Below are 18398 nucleotides of genomic sequence, written 5' to 3'. Positions count from 1 at the left end.
TTGCAGCAAAGCTTTATGCTTTGCTGTTTTTCTTTTACTAATAGATGAACTATGCTTGACATTAAAACGTCACACCGATAAAATTAATATGTATATATTTTATTTTTTTAGCATGATATTTTTGAGCTTGGCTCTGTATATTGACAAATTGATAACAATGTACCAGCCGACATGTTAGAAGCATGATAAAAGTTGATAGCAAGAGGGGGTGAAAGTATGGATAGTATTCATATCATCTCCATTTTGCTTGCCCTTATCGCCGGTGTAGTTGTTGGCTACTTCATTTTTAAAAAAATTGCCGAAGTGAAAGTAACAGGTGCAAAGCATGCCGCAGAGCATATTATTGAAGATGCTAATCGTGAAGCGGAAGCACTTAAGAAGGAAGCCCTGTTAGAAGCGAAAGATGAAAATCATAAACTTCGCATTGAAACTGAACGTGATCTTCGTGAAAGAAGAAACGAATTGCAAAAACAAGAAAATCGCTTATTGCAAAGGGAGGAAAACCTCGACAGGAAAGATGACACGCTGGATAAGCGGGAAAACGCTCTTGAGAAGAAAGAGGACTCTATTAATGAAAGACAACAACATATTGAAGAGACGGAAAGTAAAGTGGAGGAATTAATCCATAAGCAACAGACTGAACTGGAGCGCATTTCGAGCCTAACTCGTGAGGAAGCGAAATCCATTATTCTTTCTAGTGTAGAAAAGGAATTGGCACATGATACAGCTTTAATGATTAAGGAAAGCGAAATGCGCGCGAAAGAAGACGCTGATAAGAAGGCGAAAAATATTCTTTCACTCGCAATTCAGCGTTGTGCCGCAGAACATGTTGCAGAAACGACCGTTTCGGTTGTAAATCTTCCAAATGATGAAATGAAAGGCCGAATCATTGGGAGGGAAGGTCGGAATATTCGAACGCTTGAAACATTAACGGGTATTGATCTTATCATTGACGATACACCAGAAGCTGTTATACTTTCAGGATTCGATCCGATTAGACGTGAAACTGCAAGAATCGCTCTCGAAAAGCTTGTCCAAGATGGAAGAATCCATCCAGCTCGTATTGAGGAAATGGTGGATAAAGCGAGACGTGAAGTAGATGAGTACATTCGTGAAATCGGAGAACAAACGACATTTGAAGTTGGCATACATGGTCTTCATCCAGATTTAATTAAAATTCTCGGTCGATTGAAATACCGGACAAGTTACGGACAAAATGTGCTGAAACATTCTGTGGAAGTTGCGTATCTTTCCGGATTGCTTGCCGCAGAATTGGGTGAAGATGAAATTCTTGCTAGACGTGCTGGTTTGCTACATGATATTGGAAAAGCAATTGACCATGAAGTAGAAGGAAGTCACGTAGAAATTGGTATTGAACTCGCAACGAAGTATAAGGAGCATCCTGTCGTTATTAACAGTATTGCATCCCATCACGGTGATACCGAGCCAACATCTATCATTGCAGTACTCGTTGCTGCAGCGGATGCATTATCTGCTGCTAGACCGGGAGCGCGCAGTGAAACACTTGAGAATTACATCCGTCGTCTTGAAAAATTGGAGGAGATTTCCGAGTCATATGATGGAGTGGAGAAATCATTCGCCATTCAAGCAGGAAGAGAAGTTCGCATAATCGTTAAGCCTGAACAAATCAATGATTTGGAAGCACATCGATTGGCACGTGATATCCGTAAAAGAATCGAAGATGACCTTGATTACCCAGGTCACATAAAAGTCACTGTTATTCGAGAAACGAGAGCAGTTGAATATGCAAAATAAAGTGGTGTAATCTACACCACTTTTTTTGTTGAAAGATAGAAAAATACACTTTTTATAAGTTCCAATTGAACATAAGCTATTATGTCTAGCTTTAGGGGCCCAGCGACTAATAAATTTAGGAACTCTCCTATGATAAGTCAGCATCGATTTGCCTCCTAGGCTTGATCGTGTTCCTTTATCTGTTCCGAATTTCCAAAGGAAGTACATCGCTATAGGGGTGCCTTATGCTTTTCTAATACTAAAGGTTTTTGAAAGAAAGGGAATAAAATGGATATATTATTTGTTGGAGATGTCGTAGGTTCACCTGGCAGAGAAATGATTAAAGAATACTTACCGAAGTTAAAAAAGAAATATCGCCCTCAATTAGCGATTGTAAATGGGGAAAATGCCGCTGGTGGGAGAGGGATAACGGAATCCATCTATAAACAATTTTTAGAAGCAGGGGCAAATGCCGTTACACTTGGTAATCATGCGTGGGATAATAAGGGGATTTTTGAATTTATTGATCAAGCTAAGTATTTAGCTAGACCTGCAAATTTTCCAGAGGATGTTCCAGGAAGAGGATTAATTTTCGTTAAAATTAATCAAATTGAAGTCGCGATTATCAATTTGCAAGGTAGAACATTCATGTCACCGTTAGATTGTCCTTTTAAAAAAGTAGATGAACTTATCGTGGAGGCGAAAAAACGGACTAATATTATATTTATCGATTTCCATGCTGAAGCGACTAGTGAAATGCAAGCAATGGGTTGGTATGTAGATGGTCGAGCAACTGCAGTGATTGGAACACATACACATGTGCCTACAGCAGATAATCGCGTCCTCCCGCAGGGAACAGCATATATGACAGATGTTGGGATGACAGGGCCTTATGATGCTATTCTCGGCATGGAAAAGGAAGCTGTGTTACATAAGTTTCTTACAGCACTTCCAACTCGATTTGAAGTAGATAAAAATGGAAGAAAACAATTATGTGCTTGCTTAATTACAGTGGATGAAAAAACTGGTATAGCTAAATCGATCAAAACAATTTTAATCAACGACGACCAACCTTTTTTCATCGAATAAAATATTAATTTTGTGTGTCCTCCGTTTCGGACAAACCGGAATAGTTCGGAATTTCTCTGAATATAGTAACAATGGAACGATGGTCCGCGATTGTCATAATTAAGGACAATCGCTATGGGGAAATGACGAGGAGGAACATGAAATGGCAATATTAAAAGTTTCAGCAAAATCTAATCCTAATTCCGTAGCGGGTGCGCTAGCAGGAGTTCTCCGCGAAAAAGGCAATGCAGAAATTCAGGCAATCGGGGCAGGGGCATTAAATCAAGCAGTGAAAGCAGTAGCAATTGCGAGAGGATTTGTCGCGCCGAGCGGAGTAGATTTAATTTGTATTCCTGCATTTACTGATATTTTAATTGACGGGCAAGAAAGAACTGCTATAAAGCTCATTGTGGAACCTAGATAGGTGCTTTGTTTTTGACGTGAATGGTTTGGATTTGATCTGTTTGTATAACTACAAACAGGTCTTTTCGAATTTTTTGCAACAAAATCAAGCTAAAGTTGTTTTAGAAAATAAAAGGCATTATACTAATAGGGTGTATGGACATCATTTTACAAATGAATCAATTCATCATAAATATAATAATTGAGACATTTTCGATTTTGTAGATTTTGTTTTAAAGAAGGAAAGGGGATTTTCATGAACGAGAAACAGCGTTTAGAAAGTCAACAAACAATAAAAGCAGATACAGTAGCATCTAAGCCGGAAAAGGATTATAGTAAATATTTTCAATCTGTGTATACTCCTCCCTCCCTTAAGGACGCGAAAAAGCGTGGAAAAGAGGAAGTAGAATACCATAAAGACTTCGAGATTCCAGAACAATTCCAAGGGCTTGGAAAAGGACGTAAATATTATATACGTACATATGGCTGTCAAATGAATGAACATGATACAGAAGTGATGGCAGGCATATTCATGGAACTTGGCTATGAAGCGGTAGACTCAGTTGATGAAGCAGATGTTGTTCTATTAAATACATGTGCTATTCGTGAAAATGCCGAAAATAAGGTGTTTGGAGAGCTAGGTCATTTAAAACCGTTAAAATTAGAGCGTCCAGATCTACTTATTGGCGTATGTGGTTGTATGTCCCAAGAAGAATCAGTAGTCAATAGAATACTTGAGAAGCACCAATTCGTTGATATGATATTTGGAACACATAATATACACAGATTGCCACAAATTTTAAATGAAGCTTATATGTCAAAAGAAATGGTTGTAGAGGTATGGTCTAAAGAGGGAGATGTGATTGAGAACCTTCCGAAGGTCCGTCGTGGTAATATTAAAGCTTGGGTAAATATTATGTATGGTTGTGACAAGTTTTGTACGTATTGTATTGTCCCTTATACACGTGGGAAAGAGCGTAGTCGTCGTCCAGAAGACATTGTTCAGGAAGTACGACAACTGGCAGCTCATGGATATAAGGAAGTGACATTGCTTGGTCAAAACGTAAATGCGTATGGTAAAGATTTTGAAGATATTGATTTTACACTTGGCGATTTGATGGAGGAGCTAAGCAAAATTGATATTCCAAGAATTCGTTTTACTACGAGCCATCCACGTGATTTTGATGATCGTTTAATTGAAGTCCTAGCAAAACAAGGTAATTTAGTAGACCATATTCACTTGCCTGTTCAATCAGGATCTAGCGACATTTTAAAAATTATGGCTCGAAAGTATTCACGAGAGCATTATCTTGAATTAGTTCGCAAAATCAAAGCTGCAATCCCGAATGTGACATTGACAACAGATATCATTGTTGGTTTCCCGAATGAAACAGATGAACAGTTTGAGGAAACAATGACTTTGTATAAAGAAGTAGGATTTGAAACAGCTTATACCTTTATTTATTCACCACGCGAAGGCACACCTGCAGCACGTATGAAAGATAATGTGTCAATGGAAGTGAAAAAAGCTAGACTTCAACGTTTGAATGATCTTGTGAATGAAATGGCGCGAGAGGCAATGGAGAAGTATGAAGGCCAAGTGGTAGAGGTATTAGTTGAAGGGGAAAGTAAGAATAATCCGGATGTACTAGCAGGCTATACACGTAAAAATAAATTAGTGAATTTTAAAGGACCTAAATCCATCATTGGACAATTAGTTAATGTGAAAATTATCAATGCAAAAACTTGGTCCCTAGATGGCGAAATGATAGAAATAGATGAACAAGTTGAGGTGGTATAACATGGGGAAATATACAAAAGACGATATTTTAAAACAGGCACATGACCTAGCGAAAATGATCGCTGAAACTGAGGAAGTAGACTTTTTCAAGCGAGCAGAAGCTCAAATAAATGAAAATCAAACAGTGAGAGAAATGATTGCAAGTATTAAGAGCCTGCAAAAACAAGCTGTAAACTTTCAACATTATGAAAAAGAACGTGCATTAAAGTTAATTGAAGTGAAAATTGAAAACTTGGAAAAAGAATTAGATGAGATTCCAATTGTTCAGGAATTTAAACAATCTCAAGTTGATGTAAATGATTTGCTTCAATTAGTATCTTCCGCTATTTCAAATAAAGTGACAGATGAAATTTTATTATCCACTGGTGGAGATGTTCTTTCTGGTGAGACTGGTTCTAAATTGAAGAATAGTCCATCAAGCTGTTAAAACAATTTAATTATAAGTGTAAAAGGGCTGTCCAAGAGGACAGCCCTTTTTATATTGCTTATTTCATGTCACCTCCTCCTATCCTGCGGGCGCGGTTTGTACGTCGTTTACCCAGTAATTTCTCATTTCTTTTTAGGCATTAGCACCTTCATCTAGGTGAATGCATAGTATGAAGAGAAAATGAATGAGGAGGGTTCGCTCGAATGGAAGATTACAGAGAGATTATTACAAAGGCGGTCGTTGCGAAGGGGCGTAAATTTACCCAGTCCAATCATGCAATCCAACCGCAGCACCAACCTTCGAGCATTTTAGGTTGCTGGATTATCAATCATAAGTATGAGGCGAGGAAGGTCGGCAAAACAGTCGAAGTATGCGGCTCGTTTGATATTAATGTTTGGTATTCTCATCATGATAACTCAAAGACATCTGTAGCCACTGAAAAAGTCGACTATAAAGATGTTATCAAACTTAAATACCAAGATCCAGACTGTCTGGATGATAAACAAGTCGCAGCCAGAGTTATTCAACAGCCTAATTGTGTCGAAGCGATCATATCCAAAAAAGGAAATAAAATCCTTGTTAGTACAGAAAGAGAATTTCTTGTAGAAGTAATTGGAGAAACAAAAGTTTGTGTAAAAGTTCACCAAGATAAATGTGATTGTGATGATGATGACGATGAATATGGTGCAGAATTAGATGATAGTGAATTTGAAGAGATTGATCCAGATTTTCTTGGTTCTCATAGTACGAAATGATCTCCGGGAAGAAAATTCTTCCCGTTTTTTTATGTTTGGTCATAATGTTCAGTCAGATTTATATATATCGTGAAGCTATAGGTAGGCGCGAAAAAAAGTAAAAACAAGTCAAAGTTATTTTGTCAATATCTGTTCTTGAAGATGGCTGCTCTTTTTTAATGAAGTCACCTAAAGGGATATGATATACTAATCAGGATAGAGTTTTGGAACGGAAAGGGATATGGTACATATGCAACAATATACGCCGATGATTCAACAATACCTACGGATAAAGGCAGATTACCAAGATGCCTTTTTATTTTTTCGTTTAGGTGACTTTTATGAATTATTTTTTGAGGATGCTTTAAAAGCTTCAAAAGAACTGGAAATTACATTAACAAGTAGACAGGGAGGAACGGAGGAACGCATACCAATGTGCGGAGTACCTCATCATTCTTCCACTGGATATATAGAACAACTTATTCAAAAAGGTTTTAAAGTGGCAATCTGTGAACAAACAGAAGATCCAGAAACGGCTAAAGGTGTTGTAAGACGGGAAGTTGTACAATTAATAACACCTGGAACGGTAATGGAAGGGAAAGGATTGCTAGAAAAAGAAAATAATTATATAGCAGCAATCACAGTCACGGATGATTTCCACGCGATTGCCTATGCAGATCTTTCTACAGGGGAAAGTAGAGCAACATTATTTTCTAGTTCAACAGATTTATTATTAAATGAACTTTCAATTATTGGCACAAAGGAAATTATTGTTGACTCTACAACAGATCCGGCTTTGGTAAAGATGATGGAAGATCGTTGTAATGCTGTAATTTCTTATGAAAATAGTACAAGTCATAGCCAAGATTTCAATGAAATTATTAGTGATTTACCAGAAGAAAAGTTACAGAGTACAGTTTATCGATTGCTCCATTATTTGTTAAAAACGCAAAAACGGAGCCTTAATCATTTACAGGATTTTGTTAGCTATGAAATCGATCAATTTATGAAAATCGATTACTATTCAAAGCGTAATCTAGAATTAACCGAACCTATTCGTGGAACAGGTAACAAAGGTACATTACTTTGGTTACTTGATGAAACTGCTACAGCGATGGGAGCCAGAATGTTAAAACGATGGATTGACAGGCCATTGATCAATCAATCGGTGATCGAGAAGCGACTTCAAGTCGTAGAAATTATGATGAATCACTTTTTCGAACGCCAAGAACTTCGCGAACTATTAAAAGGTGTGTATGATCTGGAGAGGCTCGCAGGACGAGTAGCTTTTGGAAACGCAAATGCAAGAGATTTTATCCAATTGAAAAAGTCCCTTTGGCAAATTCCATCGATTCGTCAATTAATCTTTCAATTGGATCACAAAGACACGGAAAGGCTGGCAGAAAACCTTGATCCGTGTGAAGAACTAACCGATTTACTGGAGCAAGCGATTTTGGACAACCCACCGATTACTGTAAAAGAAGGTGGAATCATTAAAGATGGATTCCATGCGGAATTAGATACGTATCGTGATGCAAGTAGAAACGGGAAAAGTTGGATTGCTGAACTAGAAAGTGAAGAAAGAAAAAAGACAGGTATTCGATCATTGAAAATAGGATATAATCGAGTGTTTGGATACTATATTGAAGTGACAAGAGCGAATGTTCATCTTCTTGAAGAAGGCCGATATGAACGAAAGCAAACTTTAACGAATGCTGAGAGATATATCACGCCAGAATTAAAGGAAAAAGAGGCATTAATTCTTCAAGCAGATGAGAAATGTATAGATCTAGAATATGAATTATTCCTGCAAATCCGTGAATCGGTTCGGGAATTTATCCCACGTTTACAGCAAGCAGCTAAAATAATTAGTGAATTGGATGTATACCTTAGTTTCGCTACGATTAGTGAAACAAGACATTATTCAAAACCTACATTTAATAACAAACGCGAAATTAATTTGCTTGATGGTAGGCATCCTGTAGTGGAGAAAGTAATGGGAACACAAGAATACGTTCCTAACAGTTGTACAATGGATAGTAAACGGGAAATGATGCTTGTTACGGGGCCAAATATGTCTGGTAAAAGCACATATATGCGTCAAGTTGCCTTAACAGCTATATTAGCGCAAATTGGTTGTTTCGTGCCTGCTTCCAAAGCGGATATTCCTATTTTTGATCAAGTATTTACACGGATTGGTGCTGCTGATGATTTAATTGCAGGCCAAAGTACATTTATGGTCGAAATGTTAGAAGCTAAAAACGCCATTACACACGCTACAAAAGATAGTTTAATATTATTCGATGAAATCGGACGAGGAACATCAACCTATGATGGGATGGCATTAGCACAAGCAATTATTGAATACATCCATGACCGAATTGGCGCTAAAACACTTTTCTCTACTCATTACCATGAGTTAACAGTACTGGATGAGAGTTTAAAAAGATTGAAAAATATCCATGTAAGTGCCGTTGAGCAACAAGGTAAACTTGTCTTTCTGCATAAAATTAAAGAAGGACCTGCAGATAAAAGTTACGGCATTCACGTAGCCGAGCTAGCCGAGCTTCCTAAGGAACTCATTACACGAGCATCCGAAATATTAAATGAATTAGAAAAAGAAAATGCGATAAAAGTGAAAAATCCCCTCTCAGACTCTGAAAGTGTAGAAATAGAAACTACTGAACAAATGTTAAATGAACAACTAGCGTTATTTGGCGAGCCAAACAAAAAGAATAAAATAGCTAATCATGAGAAAAAAGTGATAGATGAAATGAAAAACTTAAATATTCTTGATATGAACCCTTTACAAGCAATGAATATTTTATATGAAATGCAAAAAAAGTTAAAAAAATAAATGATGGAACAGGAGGATGAAAATGCGGGACATCATTGAACTAGACGATGCACTTTCCAACAAAATAGCAGCGGGTGAAGTGGTAGAACGCCCCTCCTCTGTAGTAAAAGAATTAGTAGAAAATGCACTTGATGCTAATAGCAGTATTATTGAAATCGATATTGAGGAAGCTGGTCTCGGAAAAATCCGCGTTATTGATAACGGAAAAGGTATAAGAGAAGACGATGTGCTTTCAGCATTTAAAAGACATGCTACAAGTAAAATTAAAAATGAGAATGATTTATTCCGAATTAGAACTTTAGGCTTTCGTGGAGAAGCGCTTCCTAGTATTGCTTCCGTCTCTCATCTTGAACTTATCACTGCTCGGGATGGGGAAGATGGAACGAAACTAGTCATGCAAGGTGGCAATATCATTACACAAGAAAAAGCAGTAGGACGAAGAGGCACGGATATAACGATTTCAAATTTGTTTTTTAATACACCTGCAAGGTTGAAATACCTAAGATCTTTACACACTGAAATTGGCCATATATCGGATATTATGAATAGGTTAGCCCTTTCGCACCCTAACGTATCATTCAGACTTCGTCATAATGATCGTTCGCTACTCCATACGAATGGAAATGGAGACGTACTTCAAGTTTTGTCAGCTATTTATGGGATCAATATCGCCAAAAAGATGATTCCTATTCATGCAAGCTCACTGGATTTCACGATAAATGGGTATATATCACTCCCAGAAATTACACGTGCATCTAGAAATTATTTGTCTACAATGGTGAATGGACGGTTTATTAAAAACTATTCACTCGTGAGAGCGATTATGGAAGGCTATCATACGCTACTTCCAATCGGTCGCTATCCGATTGCCCTATTATCGATTGTAATGGATCCATTACTTGTCGATGTGAACGTCCACCCAGCCAAATTAGAAGTTAGACTAAGTAAAGACAAAGAATTAAATGAGCTAATAGCGTTGGAAGTAAAAAAAGTATTTAAACAAAGAGAACTTATTCCGCAAGGAGCTGCACCTGTCAGAAAAACAGCAGCAGTTTCAGAACAGACAAGTTTACGACTTGAAAATAGACAGGAGCCGAAGAGGGAAGCAGAACAAACGTATAAAGCAAAACCTTATACAACAAACCATTTTGAAAAGGCTCCTCTATTACCGACGGAAGAAATGAAGAAATTATACGAACCTGATGAAGAAGACAGTTCCACATCCTCTGTTTTCATCGCAAAAGAACCGGAAGAAAAAATGATACCCGTCCAAAACGATGAGGAACAGCCACCGGAAGAGAATAAGAGGCAAAATTCCCGAATTCCGCAACTTTATCCAATCGGTCAAATGCATGGAACCTATATATTTGCACAGAATGAAGAAGGCTTATATATGATCGACCAACACGCGGCACAGGAAAGAATCAAATATGAGTATTATCGAGAAAAAGTAGGACAAGTGGAGAACGAGCTTCAAGACTTACTCGTACCACTTACATTAGACTTCTCACCTGATGAATATGTAAAGCTTGAAGAATATAAGGATGACTTAGAAAAAGTCGGCATATTTTTAGAGGAATTTGGGATGAACAGCTATATGATTCGGTCACATCCACAATGGTTTCCAAATGGAGAAGAACAAGAGACGATAGAAGAAATACTTGAACAAGTATTAGCAATGAAAAAGATTGATATCAAAAAGCTTCGGGAAGAAGCGGCAATTATGATGAGTTGTAAAGCATCTATCAAAGCAAATCGCTTTTTAAGAAACGATGAGATTCAATCTTTATTGAATGAATTGAGACTTTCTGAAGATCCTTTTACATGCCCACATGGAAGACCGATTATGATCCATTACTCCATTAGTGAAATGGAAAAAATGTTTAAGAGAATTATGTAAAAGTCGACAACGTAAGATCCTTTATTTATAAGGGTCTTACGTTGTTTTTTCTTGATTTATCAACCAAATGACCACTTTTATTGCGTCAAGGATATTTTCTTATATCGTTTGAAAATAAAACTCTATCTTCTTAAAATAAAAATAAGACCGTTAATCTGGCGGTTTCTTCTTATTAAACCAAGCTAAAAATAATCTATATTTTTCTCAATAGATAAAAGGAATGAATATTACCCAAAAATAGGATAACCCTTAAAATACCAAGCTTTGGGATAAAGTAAATGGTATTTATCAGCCTTCAAATTTCAAGTAATCATATTGACTTTGGGTAATAGAATGTTTACAATACAACTATTCAATAAAACAATTGAATAGTTGAGGTGTAGAACGAATGGATGTAGAACGAAAACTAAAGGATATGTTATATCAAGAATTTGCTCGCATTGGTAAAAGTCTTTCTAGCCCTAAAAGATTAGAAATACTCGACCTCTTATCACAAAGCCCAAAATCGGTCGATGGGTTGGCTAAGAGTACGGGAATGACTGTTGCAAATGTGTCACAACATTTGCAAACTCTCTACAATGCAAGATTAGTTGATTTCAAGAAACAAGGGAATTTTGTTATTTATGAACTAGCCGATTCTGCGGTTTCAGACTTTATGAGCACTCTGCATCGATTATCTGAGAAACAATTGCTTCAAGTTCAATATATTAAAAAAGAATTTTTAAATAATCATTTTGAAATGGAAGGATTGTCACTTACAGACCTTAAAAAACGGATGGAAAATCGAGAAGTCTTACTTTTGGATGTAAGACCTAAAGACGAATACGAAGAAGCTCATATTCCCGGGGCTGTATCCATCCCAATTGAAGAATTAGAAGATAAGTTAGCCACTTTACCATCGAATTGTGATGTCGTTGCTTATTGTAGGGGACCTTACTGCTTAATGTCTGTAGAGGCGGTTGAAATATTAAAAACAAAAGGAATAAATGCTTTTCGATTAGAAAATAGTGTTCAAGATTGGAAAGAATTTGTAAAACAAGATAATTAAATAATAGAGGAGGGTACTATGAATAAAGTACAATATGTTAATTCATTTCCCAGGAAAGATGGGACGAAGTGATGTCTCATAAAGATGTGGATTCAAAAACCTTAATAAGTCAGCCAGCTTGGTTACAAAGTTACATTGACTCTCCAAAAAAACAAAGACAGTTATATAGACAAACATTGATCATCGTTGTCATTTCACAAATATTTGGTGGTGCTGGACTTGCGGCAGGAGTAACGGTAGGGGCACTTCTAGCACAAGACATGCTAGGTACGGATAGTTTTGCGGGAATCCCAGCCGCTTTACTCACCTTGGGATCTGCTGGGGCAGCACTATTTGTAGGGGGTCTATCTCAACGTTTTGGACGCCGTATTGGACTCTCTATAGGATTCTTAGCTGGAAGTGCTGGTGCGATTGGGGTAGTAATCTCAGCGGCAACCAATAATATTATATTTCTTTTTGTTTCATTACTAATCTATGGTGCTGGAACTGCAACAAACTTGCAAGCGCGTTATGCAGGAACAGACCTAGCTAGCTCTAGACAACGAGCAACTGCAATCAGTATTGCAATGGTATCAACAACATTCGGTGCTGTTGCAGGTCCAAACATGGTTAATGTAATGGGTGAATTTGCTATGTCAATTGGTGTTCCTGCTCTATCCGGTCCTTTCATTCTAGGTGCTGCAGCATACATGCTTGCTGGTTTGGTACTATTAATTTTACTTCGTCATGACCCTCTTATTGTTGCAAAAGCGATTGCCGATGTGCAAAAATCGGACAATAGTAAACTTTTAGACACGAACTCTAAAAACATGACAATTAACAAACGAGGGATTGTCGTTGGAGCTACGGTAATGGTCCTAACCCAAATTGTCATGGTTGCAATTATGACAATGACACCTGTACATATGGGGCATCACGGACATGGATTAAAAGAGGTAGGAATGGTAATTGGATTCCATATAGGCGCAATGTACCTGCCATCTCTCGTAACCGGAATCCTTGTAGATAAAATTGGGCGTACTTTTATGACAATAGCTGCCGGTGCCACTCTACTTGCTGCTGGTATTCTGGCTGCTGTTACACCCGCTGATTCTATGTTAGGACTGATCATTGCGCTCATTTTGCTTGGGCTTGGTTGGAACTTTGGTTTAATTAGCGGTACAGCGCTCATTGTGGATGCTACTGACCCTTCCACTCGTGCAAAAACCCAAGGATCGGTTGACGTCTTAATCGCTTTGGCGGGAGCAGCGGGAGGAGCACTATCTGGTGTGGTGGTAGCTTATTTCAGTTTTACAACACTTTCAATTGTTGGAGGTGCCCTTTCATTATTGCTTATTCCAGTAGTTGTCTGGTCATTTCACAGCCATTCATCAAGAATATCTAGCAATATCAAGGGAAAAATGTAGAGAGATAAACTAGCGAAATATCGAAATAATTCATTTAGACATCTTGGATGAAAAAAGACTATGATAATGAGTAAAGAAAGTCCATATTATATTTACATTCTTTCATGAAAATGAGAATGGTTCTTCACATACAATGGGTAACAAATATTTGCCTACATAATGATGTACATTATGTAGGTATGTTTTCTTAAACATGCACTAGTAAAATATTTCGATGACTAAAATGATAAATGAATCAATCAAAACAATACCAGAAGCCCTGAACTCGGTGCAATACTTGGACCTTGTAAGTTACCAATAAACAATTTACTCTTTTTTAGAGTCAATTCAACGGGGTATCCATGCCTGTTAGTGACGTGGTGCCAATAAGATTACCGAAACACCAATTAAGCATATTCCTGCACCTAACCAATCGTATAAATCAGGTGTTTGTTTATCAATACTCCATCCCCATAATACAGATAGAACGACAAATACCCCTCCATAGGCGGCATAAACTCTTCCGAACGATGGGAAGGATTGAAATGTAGCAATTATACCGTATAAAGACAAAGCGATGCCTCCAAAGATCCCCCAATAAAACGGCTTACCTTCTCTTAACCATAACCAGATGAGATAACCTCCACCTATTTCAGCAAGTCCAGCAAATATAAATAATACAATTGTATAAGTCATTTTCAATATCCCTTTCTTTAATGCTTATTAATAAAGTTATTATATCGTATCGTAGTTGAATGAACTCCTTTTAGGGGGAATGGTGTATCCCTTACTATTTAAAAATAGTCGGCGTTGACCGAGCTTAAGAATAAAAGCGATCATCCTGAGTGGATGGACCGCTTAATAAGAATGTTTTGGGTGGATTCTCCTTAACTAATTTCCCAATAGTTTAAAAAGAGTACGAAACAGTCAAAAGTATAAATAACTATTTACATTGTTTTGAAGTGTTTATATCTTCGTCCCACCATAAAGATTAACGGGGAGCCAATGATGCTTGGAAGAAACCAAAAAAACAATGGATGCCATTCGTTGACGATAGGTATATTGGAGATGTTAACAACGAGAATTGCTGTACAAATAGCTATATAGGAGCCTAGCATTCCACTAATATGTAATGCTAACCAATTTTTCCATTTGTTCTTGGCAGAAAGGTATCCAATAAAAGCGAAAGAATATGAAAATACCCCAATGAAAAATAGATAAGCACTATTCTCCCAATTCATTATTGCCATTATTAATGATGTGACGAAAACTACAACAAAAGCACTATGGTAAATTTCACCCCAAAGTGAATGCATTCCTCTTTTTTTCTTTGAAGACATAGCACCTATACCACTAATAAGACATACTGTTCCAGCAAAAATATGAATAAGAAGACATACTTTAAAGATAAAGCAACATTCCCTTCCGTACTTATATTAAGTTCTTCATATTAAAGCATCCTGCCAGTTTAACGAAAATAATCAGAGGAAATGTAAGAAAAGACAGGAGTAATACCGCCCTTCCATTTTATAAAAAATAGCGAGGCGCTGACTTGGCCTTATGATTGAGATTTAAATGGAAAGTTCTCTATTAATTGATTGAACTTAATTTCCCATTGTAAGAAATCTGAAATAGGTAGTTTCCCAAAAAACTGTATACCAGACATTTCAAATGAGACGGTTATAAAATATGTATCTCCTTTCTGTTCATCACCGAACCAGCAAGGAAAAGATGTTTTATCCCCCATATAAGAAGGCAAATCTTCATATACCTTTCTCAATATTTCATAAGTATGATTATTAAATTTTCTTTCATCAACCATACACACTCTTTCAAACTCTACTATGTCGTTAACAACATGATACCTATTATTATAATAATGTTCGTCTTCTATAATCATAAAACATCCTCTCCAAATCGCACATTAAGAATGAATAATATAATTACATTATATACTTTTTCCATTTCCAGAATAGGAGATCAGTATATATTAATATATATAAAAGTTTAGGTTCGTGGCTTGGAGTTTGTTAAAATGAATGGTGTAGAACGTATATGGGATAAATGTCATAAAGTCTTCTTATTCTATTCTGTGAAAATGGAGTAAAATAGAGGTAGTAAAACATCTTCCTATTTAAACACTTAGGGGTGATTGGTATGACTGCATTCTTGATCATTGCAGCTATTTTAACAAGTGTTGTTGCCTTAGTTGGAACATTGCTTGTTGGAAAAGACATAAGCGCAAAACTTAAAGACTATGAAAGCGAAGGCGATACACTCCAAGACGAACTTGCGAGGTCTCATGAATATGAATCAAAATCATTAAGTGTAAATATTAAATCATTAAGTTGGATATATGTGGGATTAGCACTTGTTACAATATTTGTTTGCCTTGGTATATTTTTCTATTGAAACACCTAAATATGAATTGCTCGTAGACGTTAGGTAACAAACTAACATCTACGGGTTTTTTTTATTTATAAATCATAATATTGTTATGTAAACTAAAACATGGAGTGACGAATATAAGTCTCATTTTATGGGCAATCATGATATGATAAAACATATTAATGTTAGGAAAGCAGTGAATGTGTTGAAACAAAAAGTGATCGTAATTGTAGGTCCAACAGCGGTTGGAAAAACAAAATTAAGTATTGAATGTGCCAAAGCATTTTCTGGAGAAATTATTAGTGGTGATTCCATGCAAGTATATAAGCGTTTAGATATTGGCACAGCCAAAATTAAACGAGAAGAAATGGAAGGTATTCCGCATCATTTGATTGATATTAAGGAACCGGAAGAATCGTTTTCCGTCGCAGAATTTCAAGCAGCAGTCCGCGGTAAAATAGACGAAATAAGCAGCCGGGGATTGGTCCCAATTATTGTTGGGGGGACAGGCTTATATATACAATCAGTATTAAATGATTATCAATTTCTAGAAATGCCCAGTAATGAAGCATTAAGAAATGAACTTGAAGAAGCTGCTAAAGAGGATAATGGGGAGAAATTATATCAAAAACTTACGATGATTGATCCTTTAAGTGCAGAAAGAATTCATCCTAATAATAGTAGAAGAGTCATTCGTGCCTTAGAAATCTATTATAGTTCTGGAAAAACGATGAGTGAGCTGCAAAAGCATCAGAAAATGGAGCCTGTATACGATAGTGTTATTATTGGCCTTACGATGGATAGGGAAAAGTTATACAGCCGAATTAATCAACGTGTAGATATGATGCTTGACGAAGGACTTCTTGATGAAGTGACTGAATTATTCAATCAAGGCATTAAAAACGTACAATCTGTGCAAGGAATAGGGTATAAAGAATTGTATGATTTTCTAGAAGGAAGAAGCGACTTTGAAGAAGCAATTGAATTATTAAAACAACATTCACGTAAATATGCCAAACGTCAATTAACATGGTTTAGAAATAAAATGGATGTTACTTGGTTTGATATGACCGATCAAAGGGAACAATTGAATAAAACAACAGAAATAATTGATTTCATTGCAGGAAAGTTGAAAATTAACTCGAATACATAGGTATAGAGAAATAAGAGGAGGACATTCAATGAAACATCCAATTAACATTCAAGACCAATTCTTAAATCAACTACGTAAAGAAAATGTACCTGTAACAGTTTTTTTACTAAATGGTTTCCAATTAAGGGGACAAGTGAAAAGCTTCGATAACTTTACCGTTCTATTTGAATCGGAAGGGAAGCAACAGCTTGTTTATAAGCATGCTATTTCAACCTTTGCTCCCCAACGCAATGTGCAAATTAATTATGAAGAACAATCCTAACTAAATCGTAACGCGCATATGACAATATATGCGCGTTTTTATTTTGAATTTTTCCATGAAGGTTTGACATCGGTATTAGATATCAGTCCAATGAATATAATGAGTATGAGTGAATATACCTTGAAAATTAATAGTAACCAATTATTTTTCTGGGCGTATACTGTTTTTGACTGTGAGGTGATGGGGATGGATGAACCGCTCCGTATGAAAAACAATGGGCAGATTAGTATTATGCTCAATGTAAATAAGCGAGAGAAGTTAAAACAAAAACCAAACAATGGGATCTCATCAAAGCCTTTATCACATGAACATGCTATTTTAACTGAATTAGAAAATGAGATGAACGAGCTTGTTGGAATGAAAGAAATGAAGAAAATGATGCAAGAGGTATATGCTTGGATTTATATTAATAAAAAGCGAGATGCCGCTGGTTTAAAGCCTGGTAAGCAAGTCCTTCATATGATGTTTAAAGGAAATCCAGGCACTGGAAAGACAACAGTAGCTAGATTAATCGGAAAACTATTTCAGAAAATGGATGTTCTTCCAAAAGGTCATTTAATTGAAGCGGAGAGAGCAGATTTAGTTGGTGAGTATATAGGACACACCGCTCAAAAAACAAGGGATCTTGTAAAAAAGGCTACTGGGGGCATTCTATTTGTGGATGAAGCTTATTCACTTGGACGTGGCGGTGAAAAAGACTTTGGGAAAGAAGCAATAGATACTTTAGTAAAACATATGGAAGACAAACAGCACGAATTTATATTAATTTTGGCTGGGTACTCAAGAGAAATGGAACATTTTTTAAAACTAAATCCGGGATTACATTCGCGGTTTCCATTAGTGTTTCATTTTCCTGATTATACAGTGAATGAATTAATGCAAATTGGAGAGCGTATGTTAAAAGAGAAAGAATACGTCATTAGTCAAGAAGCAGAAACAAAATTGAAAGATCATTTATTATATGCAAAAGCAATGAATACAAATACTTTTTCGAACGGTCGTTATATTAGAAATATACTAGAAAAAGCAATTAGGGCACAGGCAATGAGACTCTTAAAAGAGCGAGAACTTGATAAAAACACATTATCTATGCTTGTGAGCGCTGATTTTCACTTTCAAGAAGTAGATTAATTTATCCCTCTCGGCAATCCAATTAGGATTGCCGAACTTTATGCACCATTAATTATATAGATTCGTGTTCATATGAGCTTTCTGCTA

Annotated in this window: 17 protein-coding genes; 14 read left to right on the top strand and 3 right to left on the bottom strand. The window is 36.5% G+C overall.

Features of this window, described 5'->3' with window-relative positions; genetic code table 11:
• Positions 1 to 216 precede the first annotated feature (216 nt).
• The 10 genes from rny (at position 217) to BLE01S_RS07960 (ending at position 13398) form a co-directional block, all read left to right on the top strand.
• On the top strand, positions 217 to 1776 hold the full coding sequence (rny, locus tag BLE01S_RS08005; RefSeq protein WP_066139459.1) for a ribonuclease Y: 1560 nt from the start codon (positions 217 to 219) through the stop codon (positions 1774 to 1776).
• Positions 1777 to 2043: 267 nt separating this feature from the next.
• Positions 2044 to 2844 (top strand): TIGR00282 family metallophosphoesterase, encoded by an 801-nt coding sequence (locus BLE01S_RS08000; RefSeq protein WP_066139454.1) that lies wholly within the window; start codon positions 2044 to 2046, stop codon positions 2842 to 2844.
• 142 nt (positions 2845 to 2986) lie between these two features.
• Positions 2987 to 3247: a stage V sporulation protein S gene (locus BLE01S_RS07995; RefSeq protein WP_066139449.1), complete on the top strand. Its 261-nt coding sequence runs from the start codon at positions 2987 to 2989 to the stop codon at positions 3245 to 3247.
• A 234-nt stretch (positions 3248 to 3481) separates the two neighbouring features.
• Positions 3482 to 5026 carry a tRNA (N6-isopentenyl adenosine(37)-C2)-methylthiotransferase MiaB gene (miaB, locus tag BLE01S_RS07990; RefSeq protein WP_066139447.1) on the top strand — a complete coding sequence of 515 codons (1545 nt, stop codon included), beginning with the start codon at positions 3482 to 3484 and terminating at the stop codon, positions 5024 to 5026.
• Between the two features lies 1 nt (position 5027).
• The gene (locus tag BLE01S_RS07985; RefSeq protein ID WP_066139444.1) at positions 5028 to 5453 is read left to right on the top strand and encodes a YlbF/YmcA family competence regulator; all 426 of its coding nucleotides are present in this window, start codon (positions 5028 to 5030) and stop codon (positions 5451 to 5453) included.
• A gap of 203 nt (positions 5454 to 5656) precedes the next feature.
• On the top strand, positions 5657 to 6208 hold the full coding sequence (locus BLE01S_RS07980; protein ID WP_066139440.1) for an outer spore coat protein CotE: 552 nt from the start codon (positions 5657 to 5659) through the stop codon (positions 6206 to 6208).
• 229 nt (positions 6209 to 6437) lie between these two features.
• Entirely contained in the window at positions 6438 to 9044 is a 2607-nt protein-coding gene (mutS, locus tag BLE01S_RS07975) for a DNA mismatch repair protein MutS (protein ID WP_066139438.1), read from the top strand.
• 22 nt (positions 9045 to 9066) lie between these two features.
• Entirely contained in the window at positions 9067 to 10944 is a 1878-nt protein-coding gene (gene mutL / locus BLE01S_RS07970) for a DNA mismatch repair endonuclease MutL (RefSeq protein ID WP_066139435.1), read from the top strand.
• 388 nt (positions 10945 to 11332) lie between these two features.
• Positions 11333 to 11992, top strand: a complete 660-nt coding sequence (locus BLE01S_RS07965) for an ArsR/SmtB family transcription factor (protein WP_066139432.1) — start codon at positions 11333 to 11335, stop codon at positions 11990 to 11992.
• A 71-nt stretch (positions 11993 to 12063) separates the two neighbouring features.
• Positions 12064 to 13398: an MFS transporter gene (locus BLE01S_RS07960; RefSeq protein WP_066139429.1), complete on the top strand. Its 1335-nt coding sequence runs from the start codon at positions 12064 to 12066 to the stop codon at positions 13396 to 13398.
• Positions 13399 to 13746: 348 nt separating this feature from the next.
• Here BLE01S_RS07960 and BLE01S_RS07955 read toward each other — a convergent pair whose 3' ends face one another.
• From BLE01S_RS07955 to BLE01S_RS07945, 3 genes are all read right to left on the bottom strand, one after another.
• Positions 13747 to 14073, bottom strand: a complete 327-nt coding sequence (locus BLE01S_RS07955; protein WP_066139426.1) for a YnfA family protein — start codon at positions 14071 to 14073, stop codon at positions 13747 to 13749.
• A gap of 251 nt (positions 14074 to 14324) precedes the next feature.
• Positions 14325 to 14786 carry a DUF2306 domain-containing protein gene (locus tag BLE01S_RS07950; RefSeq protein WP_082788623.1) on the bottom strand — a complete coding sequence of 154 codons (462 nt, stop codon included), beginning with the start codon at positions 14784 to 14786 and terminating at the stop codon, positions 14325 to 14327.
• A gap of 149 nt (positions 14787 to 14935) precedes the next feature.
• On the bottom strand, positions 14936 to 15277 hold the full coding sequence (locus tag BLE01S_RS07945; RefSeq protein WP_197713557.1) for a hypothetical protein: 342 nt from the start codon (positions 15275 to 15277) through the stop codon (positions 14936 to 14938).
• A gap of 257 nt (positions 15278 to 15534) precedes the next feature.
• Between BLE01S_RS07945 and BLE01S_RS07940 the strand changes: the two genes are divergently transcribed.
• The 4 genes from BLE01S_RS07940 (at position 15535) to spoVK (ending at position 18311) form a co-directional block, all read left to right on the top strand.
• Positions 15535 to 15789 (top strand): hypothetical protein, encoded by a 255-nt coding sequence (locus BLE01S_RS07940; RefSeq protein WP_066139418.1) that lies wholly within the window; start codon positions 15535 to 15537, stop codon positions 15787 to 15789.
• 181 nt (positions 15790 to 15970) lie between these two features.
• Entirely contained in the window at positions 15971 to 16918 is a 948-nt protein-coding gene (gene miaA, locus BLE01S_RS07935; protein WP_066141047.1) for a tRNA (adenosine(37)-N6)-dimethylallyltransferase MiaA, read from the top strand.
• Between the two features lie 28 nt (positions 16919 to 16946).
• Positions 16947 to 17180, top strand: coding sequence for an RNA chaperone Hfq (hfq, locus tag BLE01S_RS07930; RefSeq protein WP_066139414.1), 234 nt, complete (start codon positions 16947 to 16949; stop codon positions 17178 to 17180).
• 186 nt (positions 17181 to 17366) lie between these two features.
• The gene (gene spoVK, locus BLE01S_RS07925; RefSeq protein ID WP_066141043.1) at positions 17367 to 18311 is read left to right on the top strand and encodes a stage V sporulation protein K; all 945 of its coding nucleotides are present in this window, start codon (positions 17367 to 17369) and stop codon (positions 18309 to 18311) included.
• Positions 18312 to 18398 lie beyond the last annotated feature (87 nt).

It is taken from the genome of Lederbergia lenta NBRC 16444, from assembly GCF_001591545.1.
GTDB classification, from domain to species: domain Bacteria; phylum Bacillota; class Bacilli; order Bacillales; family Bacillaceae_C; genus Lederbergia; species Lederbergia lenta.
The sequence above is the reverse complement of the archived record's forward strand: the minus strand, read 5'-3'. Positions and strand labels throughout refer to the sequence as shown.